This is a genomic window from Candidatus Rokuibacteriota bacterium (assembly GCA_030647435.1).
In the GTDB taxonomy this organism is placed as follows: domain Bacteria; phylum Methylomirabilota; class Methylomirabilia; order Rokubacteriales; family CSP1-6; genus AR37.
The window spans coordinates 13,809-33,361 of the sequence record JAUSJX010000151.1 but is presented as its reverse complement, the minus strand read 5'-3'; the positions used below and the strand labels follow the sequence as shown (position 1 = coordinate 33,361).

Sequence of the window (19,553 nt, the reverse complement as noted above, 5' to 3'; positions counted from 1 at the left end):
GCACACAGGGAGATCCGATGGTCACGAAGGAGCGGTTCGCGCAGGGCATGACGGTCCAGCAGTACCTCGATCAGATGGGCACTAACAAGGACACGTTCGTGAAGTTCCTCGGCGAGATCAAGGTCAAGCTCGAGGACAAGAAGGCGCTCGAGTCGCTCGGCAAGAAGCTCAAGTGCATGATCATCACCGAGGACTGGTGCGGTGACGCGCTCTACAACGTCCCGGTGCTCCTCAAGCTCATCGAGGGCAACCCGAACATCGAAACCCGCGTGTTCCTGCGCGACAAGAACCCCGACCTGATGGACCAGTACCTGAACAAGGACATGTTCCGGTCCATCCCGGTGTTCGCGTTTTTCGACGAGAACATGACGGAGGTTGCCCGGCTGCTGGAGCGGCCGCCCAAGGTGACCGAGGAGCTCGAGGCCAAAATGCTCGAGGTGCGCAAGGCGTTTCGCGCCGAGAAGCTCGAGTCGTGGCGGCAGGCCGTTGTGGGCGAAATCCGTACGCTCCTGAAGGCGTGAGGCGGCCATGAAAGCCATCCGGATCCACACACCGGGAGGACCCGAAGCGCTCCAGTACGACGACGTCGCCGAGCCCACGCCGGGCGCGGGCCAGGCCGTCGTCAAGCTCGCCGCCGCCGGCGTCAACTACATCGATGTGTACTTCCGCACGGGCGTCTACAAGGCCCCGCTGCCGCTGGTTCTGGGCCTCGAGGGCGCCGGGGCCGTGACGGCCGTCGGCGCAGGCGTCACCGACGTCAAGGTCGGGGACGCCGTCGCATGGACCGGCGTGCCGGGCTCCTACGCCCAGATGACCGCAGTGCCCGCCGACCGGCTCGTGAAGCTGCCCTCCGGGGTGGCGCCGAAGGACGGCGCGGCCGCCATGCTCCAGGGGATGACGGCGCACTACCTGGTGAAATCGAGCTACCCGCTCAAGAAAGGCGACACGTGCCTCGTGCACGCAGCGGCGGGCGGCATGGGCCTCCTGCTCTGCCAGATGGCCAAGATGCTGGGCGCCGCCGTGATCGGCACGGTGTCCACCGAGGAGAAGGCGGCGTTCGCGAAGGCGGCGGGGGCCGACCACGTTATCCTCTACAGCAAGCAGGACTTCGAGCCTGAGGTGAAGCGGATCACCGGCGGGCGCGGCGTGGACGTCGTGTACGACGGCGTCGGCGCCACCACGTTCGACAAGAGCCTGAGCTGCCTCCGCCCGCGCGGCTTCATGATCCTGTTCGGCGCGGCCAGCGGAGCCGTGCCGCCGCTCGACCTCCAGGTCCTGAACGTGCGCGGGTCCATCTTCCTCCAGCGGCCGAGCCTCAACCACCACATCGCGGCCCGCGAGGAGCTGCTCCAGCGAGCCGGCGAGGTCCTCGGCTGGATCCGCGACGGCAAGGTCAAGCTGCGCATCGAGCACCAGTTTCCGCTGGCCCAGGCCGCAGAGGCGCACAAGGCGTTGGAAGGTCGCAAGACGACCGGCAAAATCCTGCTGATCCCGTAGCGCGGGGCAGCGACGAACATGGCCGGCCGGAAATGGCTCCGCTGGTCGCTGATCGTCTTCGCCGTGATTGTGCTGCTCGCGGCGGGGACGCTGACGCTATTGCCACGCCTGGTCGACACCGCGGCCTTCCGCGCGCATGTCGCCCAGGCGGCGGGGCAGGTTGTGGGCCGCCCGGTGAAGTTCGCTTCGCTGTCCGTCTCGCTGCTCCCCTTGCCGAACGTGACTCTCCGCGAGCTCGAGATCGCCGATGATCCGCACTTCGGCACAAGCCCAGTGCTGCGGGTGGGCGAGGTGCAGGTGCGCGTGCGCCTGCGGCCGCTGCTCTCGCTCAAGATCGAGCTGGCGAGCATCACGCTCGACAAGGCGCAGGTCGAGCTGGTGGAGGAGGGCGGGCGGTGGAACGTTGCCACGTTGGCCGGTGCCGCGATGCTGCCGAAGACCGCTCCCCGCGCCGTGCCGGGAATTCCCGGTGCCACCGCCGTCGGCGGCGTCATGGTCTCGCGCATCAGCCTCACGAACGCCGTCGTCCACGTCAAGCGGCTCGGGGACAAGCGCGGCGATGTCCGGATCCAGGACATCAACGCGACCGTGGCGGGTGTCGGCGGCGCGGACCTCGATATTCGCGGCGAGGCCCGCGTCGAGCCGGGAGGCCTCAAGCTCCGCGATCTGCGAATGACCGTCGGGACGCGTGCCGGCGACATGCCCATCAAGGCCTCGCTCGACCTGGAAGGCGCCGACATCGCGCCGCTCGCACGGGCTTTCTTCGCCGCTTCGCCCGAGGTCTCGGGTCCAGTGAAGGGCAAACTCCAGGTCTCCGGCGCGCTGGCGCGGCTGGGCGCGACGGGCCAGCTCGATCTGAGCCGCGTGACCGTGAGTCAGGAGCGGAGCCAGTGCCCGCCGCCCACGCGGCGCCAGCTGGCGTTCAACGACGTGCGCATGCCTGTGCTGCTCAAGCCTGCGGCCTTCGAGAGCGCGCCGCTCAGCGCGAAGCTCGGCAAGGGCTCGGTGGCGCTCACGTTCACGGCCGGGCTGACCGAGCCCTCTCCGCTTCTGAACCTTACGCACATCACGATTAACGGCGTCGAGCTGCAGCCGGTGCTCCAGGGCTATCTCTGCCAGGGCTTCGCCGTATCGGGGCCGCTCGATCTCGCCGGAGAGCTGTCGATGCGCACCGCGGACGTGTGGCGCAGCATGAACGGTACGGGCCGGCTCAAGATCGGCAAGGGCCGCGTCGTGGGCGAGGGCGCGCTCAAGCTCGTGCGCGACGTCCTCGAGGCCGGCACGGTCGTCGACCAAGCGCTGCGGGGGAAATTCTCCGGATCGAGGAAGACGTCGCTCGATTTCGACTCGATAACGGGCAGCTATCGGATCACCGCCGGTGTGCTTCGCACGGACGACCTCCTTTATCAAGGCAAGGACCTGAAGGTGGCGGTGGCCGGGACCTACGCGCTTGTGGACGGCCGGACGGACATGAACGTGGTCGCGACCCAGGGATCGAACCAGCTCCGCGCCCAGGTGACGGGCAGCGGCGGCTCGCTGCGGGTCATCCCGACGGGCGTCAAGGTCAAGGAGCCCGAGCAGGTCAAGAAACTGCTGGACCGGCTGTTGCGCTGAAGCGCGCCCCGCCGAGTTTTCCCGCTTCGACGAGCCCGACGAAGAACGCGTAGAGCTGATCGTATTCGTCGTAGCGGGCCTGACCCAGTCTCGCTACGGTATCCGCCCGCAGGCCGCGGTACATCTCGAGCCGCCGCCTGAGAATGCCGATCCACTCAGCCGAGAGGTCCTCGGCGTCGATGGCGCCGAATCCGGCCCGCGCGAGAAGTGCCTTATAGCCAGCGATGCTCTGGAGCGTGACCGCGGCCATCCACTCCTCGAGCCGTCGCCGCTCGCCGTCGGCGAGGCGCGCCGTGACGATCCAGTCGCTGAAGGCGATGCGTCCGCCCGACAGCAGCACGCGGCCGCACTCCGCCAGCACCCGGCCCTTGTCCGGAATGTGGAGGAGCCCTTCCTGGCTGACCACGGCGGTGAACGCCCGCGCCCCGAAGGGGAGGCTCTGCGCGTCGCCCCGCACCATCCGCACGAGCCGAGCGAGGCCGACCCGGGCGGTCAGGCGGCGGGCGCCCGCCGCACGCTCGGGGTTGAGATCGAGCCCTGTCACGCGCGCGCCCCAGCGGCGGGCGATGAACCGCGCGGGCCCGCAGAGCCCGGCGCAGATGTCGAGGACGCGGCTCGCGGCGTCGATGCGCGCGCGCCGCGCCAGGGCCTCTACGGCCTCGAGGCCCCCGTAGTGGTCCTGGTCGAGGTCGTACAGGTCTTCGGGCTGGAGGCGTTCGAGGTCCTTGCCCTGCCGGCGGAGGGCGTCCACGATCTGGCCCTCGCTGATCGGATGGCGGCTGTAAAAGTCCACGACGGACGGAATGCGCCGGTCCATGCGGGGCAGTATACGGTTGTCCAGTTTGGCACTGGGCCGAAGTGTTGCTCAGGGTTCGGCCGTATGGTACAAGACAACCGCTGTCATCCCGCACGCCGAGGAGACTGGGTGGAGCCATGAGCGACGCCGCCGCCAATCCCACGAAGGCCGGTCTGGAAGACGTAGTCGTCTCTCCCTCGGAGGTCTGCTTCATCGACGGCCACAAGGGCCGGCTGGTCTACCGGGGCTTCGACGTGGAGGACCTGGTCGCGGAGTCGACCTTCGAGGAGGTGACGTACCTCCTCTGGTACGGCAGGCTGCCCACGCGCAAGGAGCTGGACGCCCACGTCAAGGCGCTCTCCTCGACGGCCAATCGCAAGCTCCCGCCCAAGCTCCTCGCCATGCTCCGGCTCTTCCCGAAGAAGACGACGCCGATGGAGATCCTGAGAACCGGCGTGTCGGCGCTGTCGGCCTTCGACCCGGACGCCGCGGACAACTCCCGGGAGGCGACGCTTCGCAAGTCGATCCGGTTGACGGCGCAGATGCCGACGCTCGTGGCGGCCTGGGACCGCATCCGCAGCGGGAAGGCGCCGGTCGCGCCCAACCCGCGGCTGTCGCTCGCGGGGAACTTCGTCTACATGATGAGCGGCCAGAAGCCCACCCCGCTGGCCACCAAGACCTTCGACGTGGCCCTGATCCTCCACGCTGACCACGAGTTCAACGCCTCGACCTTCGCCGCCCGCGTAACGGCCGCGACGCTCTCCGACCTTCACTCGGCGGCGGTGTCCGGCATCGGCGCGCTCAAGGGCCCGCTGCACGGCGGCGCCAACGAGCAGGTCATGCTGATGGTCGAGAAGATCGAGGACCCCGCCAAGGCCGACCGCTGGATCCGCCAGGCGCTCGCCGACAAGGCGCGCATCATGGGCTTCGGCCACCGCGTCTACCGCGTGGAGGACCCGCGGGCCAAGCACCTCAAGCGCCTCGCCCTCGAGCTCGGCAGGCAGGCCGGCAGCACCGCCAACGTCGAGATCCTCGACATCATGGCGCGCGTGGTCTCCGCGGAGAAGCATATCTTCCCCAACGTGGATCTGTACTCGGGAGCGGCGTACGCGTCCATGGGCATCTCGACGGACGAGTTCACGCCGATCTTCGCCATGAGCCGGGTCGCCGGCTGGGCCGCGCACGTGCTCGAGCAGCACGGCAACAACCGCCTGATCCGGCCGCGCTCCGACTACACGGGCCTGACGAACGAAAAGTACGTCCCGCTCGCCCAGCGGTAGCCCGGCCGCCAGCGTCGTCCTGGTCGTGCACAACCAGGAGGCGCTCACGCGGGCCTGTCTGGAAAGCCTCCGGCCGACCACCGTCCCCTTCGAGCTCTGCGTGGTGGACAACGGCTCGACCGACGGCACCGAAGCCTATTTCCGCCGCTTCGCCCCGCTGTTCCCGCTCCGCTACGAGCGGAACGCCGCCAACGTGGGACTGATCAGCGCGCTCAACCAGGGGACGCGGCTGGCCGGAGGCGAGGTGATCTGTTTCCTCCACAACGACACCGAGATGCGTGAGCCCGCGTGGCTCGAGCGGCTGGAGGCGGCACTCGGCGACGGCAGGCGTGTGGGGCTCGCGGGGCTCTACGGAGCGCGGCGGGTCAGGCGCGACGGGCGCTACGTCGGGCGCACCATCGTCCACTGTCTCGAGGGGGACCTCCGCATGCCGGCGCCCGTGGTCGAAGTGGCGGCGGTTGACGGCGTCTGCCTTTGCCTCCGCCGATCGCTCCTGGACGAGATCGGCGGATTCGACGAAGGCTACGGTTTCTTCCACGGCTACGACCGGGAGCTCTCCTTCGCCGTGCGGGAGCGAGGCCTTGCGTGCGCCGTCGTGGACGCGCGCTTCGTCCACCGGGGCGGCGGCACGCGTACAGGGGAGCGCGCGCCCGTGGCGGCCGCCGAGGACTTGGAACAGCGGCGGCAGGCCATGGCGCGCTTCGCCCGGAAATGGCGGCGCCGTCTGCCGAGCGACGTGCGCGGGCTTCCGGAGCGCATCCTCAACTACATCAATCAGCGGGGTGCTAAAGCGAGCGTATGATTCCGTTCGTCAAGGGGCACGGGCTCGGCAACGACTACATCGTCATTGACGGACGTGACCTGCCGGCGCCGCTGACGGTTCCGCAGATCGTGCGGATCTGCGACCGCAACCGGGGCGTGGGTTCCGACGGCATCCTGCTCAAGGTGCCGGCCTGGACGGGCGCCGACTTCGGGCTGCGCATCTTGAATCCCGACGGCAGCGAGGCCGAGAAGTCCGGCAACGGGCTCCGCATCTTCGCCAAGTACCTCTGGGACCACGGGCACGCCAAGCAGCCCGTGTTCACCGTGGACACCAAGGGGGGGCGCGTGGAGTGCCACTGCCACCTCGTCCACGGGCGCATGAATCTCGTCACGGTCGAGATGGGGCGCTGCACCTTCGTGGCTCCCGAGATCCCCATGAATGGACCTCCGCGCGAGGTGGTGAAGGTGCCGCTCCAGGTAGGCGCAGAGACGTTCCTGGTCACGGCCGTGTCGGTCGGCAACCCGCACTGCGTGGTCTTCGTGGACGCGCTGGACGAGGCGCGTGTGAGGACGCTCGGCCCGCAGATCGAGCGCCACCCGGCCTTCCCCAACCGCACCAACGTCCAGTTCGCGCGCGTGGCGTCGCGCTCGCAGGTGGACATCCTGATCTGGGAGCGCGGGGCAGGCTATACGCTGGCGTCGGGCTCGTCCTCGTCCGCCGTCGCGTGCGCGGCGGTCAAGAACGGATTGTGCGACCACGGGCTTGTCACGGTGCGGATGCCCGGCGGCGCGCTCGAGGTGGACGTCCGGCCGGATTGGTCCATCCGGCTGAAGGGCCCAGTGGAGGAGGTCTACGCCGGCACCTTCTCCCGCGACCTCATGGACGCGCTCAAGGCCTAGTCCGCGCGTCCTCTTGCGACATGGCGAGGAAAGAGATCGTCCTGGAGGGGGTTCACTGGCGCAGCAAGGACGACTTCTACGACGCCTTTTTCCTGGCGGTAGGGTCTCCGAGGTCGCACGGGCGCAGCCTCGGCGCGCTCGCCGACAGCGTCTGCGGAGGCCAGATCAACGACGTGGACATACCGTACACGCTGGTGATCCGCGGGTACGAGCGGATGCAGGAGGCCGCGCGCCGGTTCGTGGACCGGGTCTGCCGCATCCTCCTGGAGCTCCAAGCCGAAGGCTGCGACATCGACGTCCGCTGCGAGTAAACCGTCAGGCGGCTGAAAAGGGCCCATCTGCGCCATTTAGCATGAAGACTCTTGGGGCGCCCTCGGCCGCAGGCTCGTGGCTGTTCGAGCTGAGGGGCGGAGCCCCGAGGCGAGGGCTGAGACAGAGTCGTACGGTTCGTCTGCGGAATCAACTCAGCCCTTGTCTCACGACGGCATACGCCGTCGTTCAACTCGAACAGCGGGGCGCCGCCTCGCATCTGGACCCTTTTGAGCCGCCTGCTAGCCCCAGGCTCCTTCTCCGGCTTTCGGAGGAGTTGAGGGAGCGGTTTTTGGGAGACGCATGGCCTTGGCGACCAGGCTGTCGCGGACGCGGTCGGGGACGAAGAGGGCCATCGCCGCCCGGATCTTGGCCTCGCGGCCGACGACGTAGCGGGTCCTGGGCTTCGCGGCCGTGAGCGCGTGCTCCACGGCGCGCGCCACGTCGACAGGGGAGACGGCGTTCTTCGCGGCGTGCGCCGCCGTCTTCTTCACGGCCTCGATCGCCTCCGCGTAGAGCACGAAGGTCTCCGGGGGGACGGCGCCAAGCATGGCCTCGGCGTTCTTCGCGGACTTCTCCCAGATGGGCGTGGCGACCGCGCCTGGCTCGATGATGGACACCGAGATGCCCCAGGGCGCGAGCTCGAGTCGGAGCGCGTCGGTCAGCGCCTCGAGGGCGAACTTGGAGGCGCCGTACGCGCCCGTGAACGGCGTGGCCATGCGGCCGGCGATCGACCCCATGTTGACGATGCGGCCGCGGCCCGCCCGGATGAGAGGCAAGAAAGCCTGCGTCACCGCGACTTGGCCGACCACGTTGATCTCGAGCTGCCGTCTCAAATCGGGCAGGGGAAGGAACTCGATCGGTCCCGGCACCACGATACCCGCGTTGTTGACGAGTCCCGCGAGGCCGGCGTCTCCGACGGCGCCGGCGACCGCGCTGGCCGCGGTCGAGATCGAGACGGTGTCCGTGACGTCCAGCGAGATCGGCGTGAGCCGCGCCGAGCCCTGGGCCCGGAGCGCCTCGGCATCGGCCTGCTTTCGCACACCCGCGAAGACTCTCCAGCCCAACTGGTCCAGATGGAGCGCGCACGCGGCGCCGATGCCGGTAGAGGCGCCCGTGATCACGACCGACTTCGCCGGGGCCATGCTCAGAGGGCGTCCGACAGCCGCTTGGCGGCCGCTCCGCCCACGAGGGCGGCGACGAAGGTGATGATGAAGGCGGCAAGCGTGGGCCCGGCGTCGGGGACCATCGGGGCCAGGGCCGGTCTCGCGGCGATGAACCAGCCGCCGACGATGAACAGCAGGAGGCTGAACGCGACGGTGGACGCGACGGGGCGGCGGCGGGCGTCCACCAGCGCCATCCCGACGACCGCTGCCGAGCCCATGTACAGGAGCGGCAGACCGCCCACCCGTCCCGGCGTCACGCCGTTCTTCCTCGCCGTGATGTTGGCCACCGCGATGGGCGAGGTGGGATCCTTGGCGATCTCCTCTTCGATGACGGACACCGGCTGCATCACCTCGAAGCCCACGCGCGCGACCCAGAGCCCCGCCGTCCCGACGAGCGCCACGACGACGAGGACGAGCGCCGGCGTCCAGCGGTTTCCCGAGAGCCGCGCCGTCGGGACGAGCGCCAGCGGCAGGAGCACGGCGGCCAAAATCGCGAAGGTGTAGAAGCGGACGCCGCCGTAGAGGTAGGCGATGCGGAAGGACGGGTCCACGACGAGGTGGAGGCTGCCGTACAGCGTCGCGCCCGTGAGGACCATGGCCGCGAGCCGCGCGCGGCCGCCCTCGGGGTAGACCTCACGCGTGATCGTGAGACACGCCCAGGCATTGATGACGGCGCCCAGGATGCCCATGAGATGCGGCGGGCTCCAGAGCGTCACGTCGATGCCGAAGAGCCGGTGCCAAAGGTCGTCGATGGGCGCGGCGATGATGGTGACCGCGATGCCCCAGGCGGCCAGCTGGAAGCCGGGGCTGCCGCGGAGCCCCAGCACCCGCATGTCGCCCGTCCCGCGCCAGGTCTCCCAGAAGAGCACGCCGAAGGAGAGGAACACGGCCGCGCTGACTCCGGCGTAGGTGATGAGGTGCGGCGGGATCCAGAACGAGTCGCGGCCGATCAGGACATGCCACTGGATATCCCACTGGACGCCCCAGCCCGTGACGACCTTCGAGGCCAGCAACGCCCAGAGCGTCGCGCGCTTGACGCTCAGCGCCTCGGCCGGCGTAGGGACGGCTTCGAAGGGAAGATCGCTCGCGCGGGTGCTCACGAAATCAGTCTACTTGGCTGCGGGCGGTTCGACCGAGACCACCTTGACGTCGAAGAAGAGCGTCTTGCCCGCCAGCGGGTGGTTGAGGTCGAGCAGCACGGTCGTGTCCTTGACGGCCTTCACGGTGACGGGACGCGGCTGCCCATCCTGGCCGCGGGCCAGGAGGCGCGTGCCCACCACGGCCGCGCCCTGTGGCAGCGCGTTCTTCGGCACCTCGGCCTCGGCCTTGGGATCCACGGCGCCATAGGCGTCCTCCGGCTTGACCGTGACCTTCTTGCTGTCGCCTGGTTTCATGCCCAGGAGCGCCTTGTCCAGGCCCGGGATGATCTGCTGCGCGCCCTGCGTGAAGGCCAGCGCCTCCTTGCCGGCGTTGGTGTCGAGCACCGCGCCCTTGTCGTCCTTGAGCGTGTACTCGATCTTGACGGAGGAGCCCTTCTCGATGGCTGCATTGGATTGCGCCCCCGCGGGCGCGGCGGCCAGCAGGACCAGAAGCGCCACCAGTGTGCCGAGGGAACGCATCATGGGACCTCCGTGGCGACCTCCGTGGTGCCGACGTGGGAATGTGAACTCTTCAAATAGGTTACACCCGCCCGCGCCGGGCCAGCAAGCTTCTCCTCGGTCGCGGCGCGAGGGTTGACGCCCGGGCGGCATATGTGTAACGTAACCGTGCTACGGACGATTAGCTCAGTTGGCAGAGCACCGGCCTCACATGCCGGGGGTCACTGGTTCAAGTCCAGTATCGTCCACCATCGCACACACCAAAGGCCGGGGAGAGATCCCCGGCCTTTTCATTTGCTGCGGCGGGCGGACTAGCTGCCGTCGCTGGCGACGACCCGGTTGCCGCCGTGCTCGGCGGCTTCCTTGAGACGGCTTTGGACGCGCGAGAGGAGCACGGTCTCGTTGTGGCCGTCCCGCGGGAAGGCGACGAGCCCCATCGAGAGCGTCACGCGCCGCGCGGCCCCGGCCGGGTCGGGCTGGAAGGAGACGTTCTCGAGGTGGGCGCGGATGCGCTCGGCCACGCGCGCGGCGTCGGCGTCCGGCGTGTTCAGCAGCAGGATGGCGATGCCGTCCCGGAGGCGGGCGACCACGTCCGTGGAGCGGAGGACCTGGGTGATTTTGCGCGCCACAGCCTGCTCCATGGCCGGGTCGGGCTCGTGCTCTGGCCCGTCGGGCCGCACGAGGCAGACGGAGAAGAAGTCCTGGTAGCGCGTCGCGCGGGAGGCTTCGCGGGTCAGGAGCTGGTGGAAGGCTTCCTCGCCGAAGACGCCACTTGCCGGATCCATGAAGTCGGGCACGGCCTCGCTCCCTCGTCCTGCTGGTCGCTGCTCCCGCTCCCGGTGGGCTGGGGCGGCGATGGGGAAGACAATACACGAAATCGGGGGCTTGGTGGGAGTGTCTTCAGCGGAAGGAAAATGGGGCCAGGACGAGGCCGACCGAGTCCGTGATGAGCTCGTCCATGCTCTTGCGCCGGATGAGGCGGCCCGTCTTGCAGTCGAGCTCCGCGTCGACCGCGCGCAGGTCCTCCGCCGGCGGCTCCACGAGGAGCGGCTGGCCGTCGGCCACGCGGCGGATCTCGAGGCCCACATCCCAGTAGGTCGTGGGGCCCGAGCGGGCCCGGCCCGACTGCTTGCAGTGGGTCAGGTCGCCTTGGGAGAGACGGGCGTCCACGATGACGAGCTGCTCGGCGCCGGCCTCACGCGCGCGGCTGAGCGCCGCGGTCCTGTCCAGCCCTTCGAGCGATCGCGCGGACGACCCCGGGACGGACATCATATCCAGAGCCAAGACGCCGGCCCGCTCGAGCCCTTCCACGACTGCCGCCTCGTAGTTCTCGGGGATCCGATCGCGCTCGCGCTTGTCCAGCTCGGCCGGAACGCTCACGCGCACGAGGAGGGCAGGGCGGCGCACCGAGGTGGCGCGAAAGCCCGGCTCGCGGGAGGCGGTCGTTCCGCTCCCGAAGCCTCCCGCGCAGCCCGATGCGACGAGCAGCGCCGCCAGCGCGAGATTCCACTTTGTGAACCGATGGCGCCGCATGGCGGGATGCTACAAGATTCCTTGACCCGCGGCTCCACCGTGCCCACAATCGCCCCATGTCCACGACGGCCAGATTCCCCACGATCACCCCCGAGGCGCTGGCGGCGTTGAGAGCCCGCATCGGCCAGCCGGTCCGCCGTCCCGAGGCCTACATCGAGGTCGCGACGCGGGATGCCATCCGCCACTGGGCCCACGGCATCGGCGACCGCAATCCATTTTGGGCCGAGGCCGGCGTGGCGCCGCCGACCATCCTCTTCGCCATGGACCGGATCGTCTCGGGCTATGTCGGCGGGCTGCCGGGCATCCACGCCATGTATGCGGGGTCCGACTTCCGCTGGCATCGCGCCGTTCGGGAGGGAGACCGGATCGTCGGCGAGAGCGTGTTGAAGGACGTGATCGAGAAGCCCTCCGCGTTCGCCAAGCGGGCCATCCAGCAGGTGTACCGCACGACCTTCACGAACCAGCGCGGCGAGACCGTCTGCGAGGCCGACTCGTGGTGCTTCCGGACGGAGCGCGACACGGCGCGCGAGCGCGGCAAGTACAAGGACGTCGCGCCGCACCGGTATAGCGAGGACGAGATCGAAAAAATCTCCCGCTTCTACCGGAATGAGGAGATCCGCGGAGCCAGGCCGCGGTTCTGGGACGATGTCCACGTGGGGGAGAGCCTGCCGACCGTCTGCAAGGGCCCGCTGACCGTGACGTCGGTCGTGGCGTTCGTCCAGGGGTGGGGCAGCCTCTACGTGCGCGCGCACGGGCTGGCGTTCGATCTCATCGAGCGCCACCCCGCGCTCGGCATCCCCAACGCGTTCGGGGTGCCTGAGCCGCCCGAGCGCGTCCACTGGGACGAGGCGTTCGCGCGGACGGTGGGCGTGCCGGGCGCCTATGACTACGGCCCCGAGCGGGTGGCGTGGCTCGGCCACGTCGCGACCAACTGGATGGGCAATGACGGCCAGCTCAAGAGGCTCTCGGCCCAGGTCCGCCGCCACAACCTGATCGGGGACGTCAGCTGGTGCCGCGGCATCGTGACCGGCAAGCGCGAGGAAGACGGCCTGTCGCTGGTGGACGTGGACCTCGTCGCGGAGAACCAACACGGTGACATCACCGCCAAGGGCTCGGCTACCGTGGCGCTGCCGCGCGGGAAGCGGTCCGGTTCTAGGTGACGCCGGCCGCGCGGACGCTTGGCGAGTGGGCGGCGCGACTCCGCGCCGAGGACATCCCAGCTGCCGTGCGGGACAATGCGGCCCTCCGCGTGCTCGACACGATAGGCTGCGCGCTGGCGGGCGCACGGGAGGAGCACGCGCCTTCCGTGCTGGCGCTCGCGTCCCGCTGGGGAGGGCCCGGCCTCTGCACCATCTGGGGCACCCCGCTCACGGCCGCGCCGCCCCAGGCCGCGCTCGCCAACGGCGCCCTCGCCCACGGCCTCGACTTCGACGACACCCACGCGGACTCGGTCTGTCATGCCTCAGCCGTGCTGGTGCCGGCGGTGCTGGCCCTGGCCGAATCGGAGCGGCTGGGCGGCCGCGACGCGTTGACGGCGCTGGTCGCAGGCTACGAGTCCATGATCCGCCTCGGCATGGCGGCCCCCGGGCGCTTTCACGAGCGGGGCTGGCACGCCACGGCGGTCTGCGGAGCGTTCGGGGCCGCGCTCGCCGCCGGGAAGTCCCTGGGCCTCGACGCCGACCGTCTGACCGCGGCCCTCGGCATCGCGGCGAGCATGGCCTCGGGAGTGATGGAGTTCCTCGAAGACGGCTCCTGGGTCAAGCGGCTGCACCCCGGATGGGCGGCGCAGTCGGGGATACAGGCGGCGGCGCTCGCGGGCGAGGGCTTCACCGGACCGGCGACAGCTCTCGAGGGGCGGCTCGGCTTCTACCGCGCCGCGCTTGGTGACGCGCCCGATATCGAGAAGCACCTGAAGAATCTGTGGGATGAGTGGGAGACGCTGCGGAGCTCGTTCAAGCTATATCCGTGCTGCCATTTCAACCACGCCTATCTCGACGCCGTGACGCGCCTCAAGCGGACCGAAGGCCTGAGGGCGGAGCAGGTGGCGGAGATCGAGTGCCTCGTGCCCGCAGGGGAAGTGCCCATCGTCTGCGAGCCCGTGGCCGCGAAGCTCCGGCCACGGACGCCCTACGACGCCAAGTTCAGTCTCGCGTTCTGTGTCGCGGCGGCGCTCTGCGGGGACCGCGTGGGCATCGGCGCCTTCACCAGGGAGAGTATCCGGGAGGATCGTGTGCTCGCGCTGGCCGCTCGAGTGCGGTACACGGTGGATCCCGCCTCGCCCTATCCGAGGACCTTTCCCGGCTGGGTCAAGGTGCGGCTCGCGGACGGCAGGGTGCTCGAGGCGCGCGAGGAGAGCCAGCGCGGCGGCCCCGATCGGCCGATCGCGCCCGACGAGGTGATCGCGAAGTTCCGCGACAACGCCGCGGGCCTCCTGCCGCCGCCCCGCGTCTCCGACCTCGAAAGCGCCGTGCTCGGCATGGAGCGAGCCCGGGACCTGGGCCCGCTCCTGGCTCTCTGCCGGCTTGGCTGAGGCGCCGGGCGCGCTCGACGGCATCGTCGTCGTCGAGATCGGCGGGTTCGTCGGGGCGCCCTACGCGGCCCGCTCTCTGGCCGATCTGGGCGCCACGGTCATCAAGGTCGAGCCGCCGGGCGGCGATCCCTCGCGCCGTCACGGGCCGTTTCCGAAAGACATTCCGCACCCGGAGAAGAGCGGGCTCTTCTGCCTGCTCAACGCCAACAAGCTGGGGGTGACCCTCGATCTGACGCGCGCGGGCGACCGGGAGCGCCTTGACGTGCTCCTCTCCTCTGCCGACGCGCTCGTCGAGGATCTTCACCCGGATGGCGCGCGGGCCGTGGCGCTGTCCCCAGCCGATACGGCCGCGCGCTTTCCCCGTCTCGTCCACGCTTCCGTCACGACCTTCGGCCACCGAGGGCCCTGGAAGCACTTCCGCGGCCACGCGCTCCAGGCAGGGGCCGCCGGCGCCGCGAGCATCGTCATCGGCGAGCCCGGACGACCGCCGCTTGCACTTCCATGCTCGCAACCGGATTTCCAGGCGGGAATCAACGCGGCGGCCGGCGTGCTGCTCGCGCTCCTCGCGCGAAGAAGCTCCGGCAGGGGGCAGCACGTGGACGTGGCGGCCGCCGACGTGATGGCTTTCTTCGGCGGCATCACATCGCCGCTCTACACCGCGACGGGGCTTGAGTGGAAGCGCGCCGGCCATCGCGCGTCGGGCTCGGGCGGCTTCTATCCCTACACCATCCTGCCCACGCGAGACGGCTACCTCTGCATGATCACGCGCTCCGGGCAGCCGTGGAAGAAATTCATCGACGCCCTCGGCGCGCCGGCCTGGTCGGCGGAGCCGCGCTACCGCGATCGCGCGGCCCTCGGACGCCTCTACCCGGACGAGGGCGACGCGCTGCTGGCGCCGCTGCTGGGAGAAGGCACGAGCGCCGATCTCCAGGAGATGTGCCGGCGGCTCGCCATCCCGTTCGCGATGGTGCGGAGCACGGCTGAAGTCCGGGCCTGCCCTCAGCTCGGCGCGCGCGGCTTCTGGGTGACGGTGGATCGCGAGCACACGGGCCCGCTGACCTATCCCGGCGCGCCCTGGCGCTTCTCCAAGACTCCGTGGCGGATCCGCCGTCCCGCGCCCACGCTCGGCCAGCACAACGCCGAAGTCTTCGGGAAGGGAACCCTCACCCCGGCCCTCTCCCTGGCAGGGAGAGGGAGCCAACCTAGTACCCTCTCCCCTATGGGGAGAGGGCAGGGTGAGGAGGCTAGAAGACCACTCGCCGGCCTCCGCGTCATCGACTTTGGCTGGGTCGCCGTGGGGCCCGTGCTGTCGAGCCTCCTCGCCGAATTCGGCGCCGAAGTCATCAAGGTCGAGTCGTCGAAGCGGCTCGACTACTGCCGCCTCATCCCGACGCCGCTTCGCGAAGGGGAAAACGTGAGCGAGGCGCTCGGGGCCCGGGCGGCCGAAGTCGACCGCGTCCCGCTCTTCCACCAGTACAACCGCGGCAAGCTCGGAGTCACCGTGGACCTTCGCCATCCCAGCGCGCCGGCTCTTCTCAAGCGCCTGGTGGCCGAAGCCGACGTGGTTGTCGAGAACTTCTCGCCGTCGGTGCTCAGGTCCGCGGGCCTCGACTACCCGGCGCTCAGCGCGCTCCGTCCCGGCCTCGTCATGATCTCCTGCTCGGCGGTGGGCTCGGGCGGACCCTGGGAGGACGTACGCACGTTCGCGCCGTCGCTCACGAGCCTCTCCGGGCTCGAGCGCCTCATCGGCTACGCGGGAGAGCGCACGCTCGGGGCGCTGACGCTCGGCTACGGCGACCCGTCGAATGCGCACCACGGCTTCTTCGCCGTGCTGGCAGCCCTCGCGCACCGGGCGCGACCGGGTGAAGGCCAGTGGATCGACATGAGCCAGCTCGAGGCGACGGCGGGGCTCGTCGGCGAGGCGCTGATGGATCTCGAGATGAACGGCAGGGTCTGGGATACGGAAGGCTCGCGGCACGCCTCCATGGCGCCCCACGGGATATATCCGTCCTCAGGCGAGGACCGATGGGTCGCCATCTCCTGCTCGGGAGACGACGAGTGGCGCGGGCTCGCGCGTGCCATGGGCGGGCCCGCCTGGGCGGGCGCTGCGCGCTTCGCGTCGCATTCGGGCCGACAGGCCAGCGCGAGCGAGCTCGACAGAGCGATCGCGCGATGGACCTGCTCCCTCACGGCCGAGGAGGCGACGGCGCGCTGCCAGGCCCACGGGGCTGCCGCCGCGCCGGTGATGGGGCTCGAGGCTCACCAGGATCACCCGCACTTCCGTGCACGGGGGACAGTCCGTGCTGTGAGGCATCCTGCTGTGGGCGACTTCGCGGTCTACACGTCGCCGATCAAGCTTTCCGAGACCCCTGGCAAGATCGAGCGCGCGGCCCCCTGCCTGGGGGAGCACAATGCCGAGGTTTTTCGCGGCCTTCTGAGGCTCAAGAAGGAGGAGTATAAAGGTCTGATTCGGGACGGCGTGATTCGCTAGGGGATTTGCTTGCGTACTCGAGCCTTATCTGCGAGACTTAGGCTATGTCTCCGAAAATGCTGGGCGTTGTAGTGACGGTGGTGCTGTCGCTGGCGGGCGCGGGAGCGGCCGTGGCGCAGGGCCTGGAGGTCGAAACGACCGCGCCTGCTCCGCCCAAGTTTGAGGTCATCCGCCCAGAGGTTCCGGGCAGCGAGATCACGCGCCCGAGGGACGCCGACACCTACCGCGGCGACCCCGTTATCAACTACGATCCGGCCTTCATCGAGCCCTTCTCAACGGAGACGGCGACCGGGCGCATGGGGCTCGCAGGGTGGGGCTCGCCGGTGGGCGTCGTCACTACCGACGGGCCCGCGGGCATGCGGCAGCCGGGGTGGCTCAGCTTCGGCTTCGCGATCACCTGGGGCGGGCCCGTCCGGAAGACCGTCGTCACGCCCGTCGCCTCTCCACGCTGAACTCGCTGCACCCGGCCACCGGCCCATGCCGCTCCTGAAGGGCAATCTTCACGCCCACACCACGTTCTCCGACGGGCGCCGGCCCGTGGCAGAGGTCGTCGAGCGCTACCGCGAGCTGGGCTACGACTTCCTGGCCATCACCGACCACGACGATCGCATCGGCGACGACTACTGGTTCAACATTCCCTCCGGGGACGACCGCATGCTGGTCCTGACGGGCATCGAGCTGGACTACCGGCCGCTGTCCCAGCACGTGGGCAAGATCGTGGGCGATCGCGAGACGCTCTACGTCCTGAACCACCCTGCGCGCTACGGGCTGAACGTCAAGCAGATCCTCTACCGGATCGGCGTCATCAGCGAGGACGGGCTGCCGATCCACGCGGTCGAGATCACCGACACGGGCGTTTACCAGGCCCAGCACGATGTGGAGTTGATCCGCCTGCCGAAGATCGCCACCGATGATTCGCACCGCGACGACGAGTTCGGCCGCGCCTGGGTCGAGGTGGACGCCGCGCGCAGCCCGGACGCGATCATCCGCGCCATCAAGGCGGGGGACTTTCGCTTGGGCTTCACCGCCGCGCTCGCCCCGCTCGACGGGCGCGGCTTCGATCTCCTCGGCCTCTCGGACTAACCGCGCGTCCCAATACGCAAGGGCCCTGTGGTACCCTTCCCACGCGATGCTGATCCGTATCGGCCACAGCCCTGATCCCGACGACGCCTTCATGTTCTACGCGCTCACCGCGGGCAAGGTGAAGGCGGAAGGCATCGAGGTCGAGCACGTGCTGGAGGACATCGAGTCGCTCAACCGCCGAGCGCGAACGGGCGAGCTCGAGGTGACGGCCGTCTCGGCCGCGACGTACGTCATGGTGCACGAGCAGTACCGGATGATGGATCCCGGCGCCTCGATGGGCAAGGGCTACGGCCCCATCCTGGTCGCGACGGAGCCCATCGCGCGTCAGGACCTCGAGAAGAAGGTCGTGGCCATTCCGGGCAGCCACACCACCGCAGCGCTCCTGCTCAGGATCTACGTCGGCGACCCGCCCATCATCGAGGTCGCCTTCGACAAGATCCCGAAGGCCGTGCTCGAGGGGCAGGCCGACCTCGGGCTCTTGATCCACGAGGGGCAGATCACGCACCAGCAGATGGGCCTGGTCAAAGTGCTCGACATGGGGCAGGAGTGGGAGCGCGAGTCGGGCCTGCCGCTGCCGCTCGGCATCAACGTCATGCGCCGCGACCTGGGCGACGCCGTGCACCGGAAGCTGTCGCAGGCGCTGCGCGAGTCGATCGACTACGCCTACGCGCACGAGGACGAAGCGCTCGAATACGCCATGCGATACGGCCGGGGGATCGACAAGGAGACCTGCAGGAAGTTCGTCTTGATGTACGTCAACGACTACACGAAGCGCCTCGGCCCCGACGGCAAGGCCGCCCTCGAGCGTCTCTACGCGATCGCCCACGCCAAGAAGCTGATCCCGGTCATCCCGCCCGTCGATCCGATCTAGCCCGCAACTCTCCCTCTCCCCTCTGGGGAGAGGGCAGGGTGAGGGGTGATCAGTAGACCTTGAGGATCTCGTACTCGGTGGTGCGCTGGACGGGGGTGAAGCCAGCATCGCGGATCAGCATCACGATCTCGTCCACCGTGATCTTGTTGACGTAGTCGGCCGCGGCGTGGACGTTTTCCTCGAACAGCGTGCCGCCGAAGTCGTCCGCCCCCCAGTGCAGCGCGATCTGTCCGGCCCGCTTGCCCTCGGAAAACCACGAGGCCTGCACGTGCGGGAAGTTGTCGAGGTAGAGGCGGGAGGCGGCGAGCATCCGGAGATACGCGTTCGGCCCCTTGTGGATCTTGATCCACTTCTCGAGAAGCGTGTTGCCCGGCTTGAAGGACCACGGCACGAAGGCGGTGAAGCCCGCGGATTCGTCCTGGAGCTCCCGGATCGCGTCGAAGTGGTCGAGGATATCCTCCGGCGTCTCGACGTGGCCGTACATCATGGTCGCGGTGGACTTGAAGCCCTGTCGGTGGGCCTCGCGGTGGACGTCGAGCCACGCCCGCGGCCCGCCCTTCTTGGGCTCGATGCGCTTGCGCACCCGCTCGGAGAGCACTTCGGCGCCGCCTCCCGGCAGTGTCGTCTGGCCTGCCGCCTTGAGCCGAGCCAGGACGTCGGGCATGGAGAGCGATGAAACCTCCGCCATCGTCATGATCTCGGAGGCCGTGAAGAAGTGCGGCGTCACCTGCGGGAAGCGGCGCCGCGTCTCGCTGACCAGGGACAGGTAGTACTCGAGGGGAAGGGCGGGGTTGTGACCGCCCTGGAGCAGCACCGTGGTCGCGCCTTGCTTCGCGGCGAACTCGACCTTCTGGAGGACCTCCTCGACCGTCAGCGTCCAGGCCTCGGAGTCGCCCGGCTTACGGTAGAAGGCGCAGAACTGGCAATCGGTAACGCAGACGTTGGTGTAGTTGGGGTTCGAGTCGATGACGAAGCTGACCTGCTTCTCCGGATGGGCGCGGAAGCGCGCATCCTGCGCCAGCGCGCCGACCTCGAGTATGGGCGCTTCTGTCAGGAGCCACAGGCCTTCGGCGCGGTCGAGCCGCTTGCCGGCCTCGACCTTGGCGCGGATCTCGGCGAGCAC

The 19,553-nt window shown here is 69.3% G+C and carries 20 protein-coding genes and 1 tRNA gene; 14 read left to right on the top strand and 7 right to left on the bottom strand.

The window, feature by feature from the left end:
* The first annotated feature begins 17 nt into the window (after nucleotides 1-17).
* From Q7W02_26180 to Q7W02_26170, 3 genes are read left to right on the top strand one after another with little or no spacing between them, the layout of a single operon-like run.
* The gene (locus Q7W02_26180; GenBank protein MDO8479620.1) at nucleotides 18-521 is read left to right on the top strand and encodes a thioredoxin family protein; all 504 of its coding nucleotides are present in this window, start codon (nucleotides 18-20) and stop codon (nucleotides 519-521) included.
* Between the two features lie 7 nt (nucleotides 522-528).
* Nucleotides 529-1,497, top strand: coding sequence for a quinone oxidoreductase (locus Q7W02_26175; GenBank protein ID MDO8479619.1), 969 nt, complete (start codon nucleotides 529-531; stop codon nucleotides 1,495-1,497).
* A gap of 18 nt (nucleotides 1,498-1,515) precedes the next feature.
* Nucleotides 1,516-3,111, top strand: coding sequence for an AsmA-like C-terminal region-containing protein (locus Q7W02_26170; protein MDO8479618.1), 1,596 nt, complete (start codon nucleotides 1,516-1,518; stop codon nucleotides 3,109-3,111).
* Here Q7W02_26170 and Q7W02_26165 read toward each other — a convergent pair.
* Nucleotides 3,080-3,928, bottom strand: a complete 849-nt coding sequence (locus Q7W02_26165; protein ID MDO8479617.1) for a methyltransferase domain-containing protein — start codon at nucleotides 3,926-3,928, stop codon at nucleotides 3,080-3,082. The genes Q7W02_26170 and Q7W02_26165 overlap by 32 nt on opposite strands.
* Before the next feature lie 116 nt (nucleotides 3,929-4,044).
* Between Q7W02_26165 and Q7W02_26160 the strand changes: the two genes are divergently transcribed.
* The 4 genes from Q7W02_26160 to Q7W02_26145 are packed head-to-tail and all read left to right on the top strand — an operon-like array spanning nucleotide 4,045 to nucleotide 7,160.
* The gene (locus tag Q7W02_26160; protein ID MDO8479616.1) at nucleotides 4,045-5,187 is read left to right on the top strand and encodes a citrate/2-methylcitrate synthase; all 1,143 of its coding nucleotides are present in this window, start codon (nucleotides 4,045-4,047) and stop codon (nucleotides 5,185-5,187) included.
* 19 nt (nucleotides 5,188-5,206) lie between these two features.
* Nucleotides 5,207-5,989 carry a glycosyltransferase gene (locus Q7W02_26155; GenBank protein MDO8479615.1) on the top strand — a complete coding sequence of 261 codons (783 nt, stop codon included), beginning with the start codon at nucleotides 5,207-5,209 and terminating at the stop codon, nucleotides 5,987-5,989.
* A complete protein-coding gene (gene dapF, locus Q7W02_26150) occupies nucleotides 5,986-6,849 on the top strand; it encodes a diaminopimelate epimerase (protein MDO8479614.1) in 864 nt (287 codons plus the stop codon). Before Q7W02_26155 ends, dapF begins: the two co-directional genes overlap by 4 nt.
* Nucleotides 6,850-6,869: 20 nt before the next feature.
* Nucleotides 6,870-7,160, top strand: coding sequence for a barstar family protein (locus tag Q7W02_26145; GenBank protein MDO8479613.1), 291 nt, complete (start codon nucleotides 6,870-6,872; stop codon nucleotides 7,158-7,160).
* Nucleotides 7,161-7,400: 240 nt separating this feature from the next.
* Here the strand turns inward: Q7W02_26145 and Q7W02_26140 are convergent, their stop codons facing one another.
* Genes Q7W02_26140 through Q7W02_26130 form a run of 3 tightly spaced genes read right to left on the bottom strand, consistent with a single transcriptional unit; the run spans nucleotide 7,401 to nucleotide 9,946 of the window.
* Entirely contained in the window at nucleotides 7,401-8,303 is a 903-nt protein-coding gene (locus Q7W02_26140; protein ID MDO8479612.1) for an SDR family NAD(P)-dependent oxidoreductase, read from the bottom strand.
* A 2-nt stretch (nucleotides 8,304-8,305) separates the two neighbouring features.
* The gene (locus tag Q7W02_26135) at nucleotides 8,306-9,424 is read right to left on the bottom strand and encodes a hypothetical protein (protein ID MDO8479611.1); all 1,119 of its coding nucleotides are present in this window, start codon (nucleotides 9,422-9,424) and stop codon (nucleotides 8,306-8,308) included.
* 9 nt (nucleotides 9,425-9,433) lie between these two features.
* Nucleotides 9,434-9,946, bottom strand: a complete 513-nt coding sequence (locus Q7W02_26130) for a peptidylprolyl isomerase (protein ID MDO8479610.1) — start codon at nucleotides 9,944-9,946, stop codon at nucleotides 9,434-9,436.
* Between the two features lie 151 nt (nucleotides 9,947-10,097).
* Between Q7W02_26130 and Q7W02_26125 the strand changes: the two genes are divergently transcribed.
* Nucleotides 10,098-10,173 (top strand) — tRNA-Val (locus Q7W02_26125).
* Nucleotides 10,174-10,233: 60 nt separating this feature from the next.
* Here the strand turns inward: Q7W02_26125 and Q7W02_26120 are convergent.
* Both Q7W02_26120 and Q7W02_26115 read right to left on the bottom strand, forming a co-directional pair.
* The gene (locus tag Q7W02_26120) at nucleotides 10,234-10,719 is read right to left on the bottom strand and encodes a GGDEF domain-containing protein (GenBank protein ID MDO8479609.1); all 486 of its coding nucleotides are present in this window, start codon (nucleotides 10,717-10,719) and stop codon (nucleotides 10,234-10,236) included.
* 103 nt (nucleotides 10,720-10,822) lie between these two features.
* Nucleotides 10,823-11,455 (bottom strand): hypothetical protein, encoded by a 633-nt coding sequence (locus Q7W02_26115; protein ID MDO8479608.1) that lies wholly within the window; start codon nucleotides 11,453-11,455, stop codon nucleotides 10,823-10,825.
* Nucleotides 11,456-11,511: 56 nt separating this feature from the next.
* On the opposite strand from Q7W02_26115, the gene Q7W02_26110 reads away from it, so the two are divergent.
* Genes Q7W02_26110 through Q7W02_26085 form a run of 6 tightly spaced genes read left to right on the top strand, consistent with a single transcriptional unit; the run spans nucleotide 11,512 to nucleotide 18,430 of the window.
* Nucleotides 11,512-12,615, top strand: a complete 1,104-nt coding sequence (locus tag Q7W02_26110; protein MDO8479607.1) for a MaoC family dehydratase N-terminal domain-containing protein — start codon at nucleotides 11,512-11,514, stop codon at nucleotides 12,613-12,615.
* The gene (locus Q7W02_26105; GenBank protein ID MDO8479606.1) at nucleotides 12,612-13,985 is read left to right on the top strand and encodes an MmgE/PrpD family protein; all 1,374 of its coding nucleotides are present in this window, start codon (nucleotides 12,612-12,614) and stop codon (nucleotides 13,983-13,985) included. Before Q7W02_26110 ends, Q7W02_26105 begins: the two co-directional genes overlap by 4 nt.
* Nucleotides 13,978-16,476, top strand: coding sequence for a CoA transferase (locus Q7W02_26100; GenBank protein MDO8479605.1), 2,499 nt, complete (start codon nucleotides 13,978-13,980; stop codon nucleotides 16,474-16,476). Before Q7W02_26105 ends, Q7W02_26100 begins: the two co-directional genes overlap by 8 nt.
* 56 nt (nucleotides 16,477-16,532) lie before the next feature.
* Nucleotides 16,533-16,928, top strand: coding sequence for a hypothetical protein (locus Q7W02_26095; protein ID MDO8479604.1), 396 nt, complete (start codon nucleotides 16,533-16,535; stop codon nucleotides 16,926-16,928).
* 25 nt (nucleotides 16,929-16,953) lie between these two features.
* Nucleotides 16,954-17,559 (top strand): PHP domain-containing protein, encoded by a 606-nt coding sequence (locus Q7W02_26090; protein MDO8479603.1) that lies wholly within the window; start codon nucleotides 16,954-16,956, stop codon nucleotides 17,557-17,559.
* Nucleotides 17,560-17,605: 46 nt separating this feature from the next.
* Nucleotides 17,606-18,430 carry an MqnA/MqnD/SBP family protein gene (locus Q7W02_26085; GenBank protein ID MDO8479602.1) on the top strand — a complete coding sequence of 275 codons (825 nt, stop codon included), beginning with the start codon at nucleotides 17,606-17,608 and terminating at the stop codon, nucleotides 18,428-18,430.
* Between the two features lie 49 nt (nucleotides 18,431-18,479).
* On the opposite strand, the gene mqnC is transcribed toward Q7W02_26085, so the two are convergent.
* Nucleotides 18,480-19,553, bottom strand: coding sequence for a cyclic dehypoxanthinyl futalosine synthase (gene mqnC, locus Q7W02_26080; GenBank protein ID MDO8479601.1), 1,074 nt, complete (start codon nucleotides 19,551-19,553; stop codon nucleotides 18,480-18,482).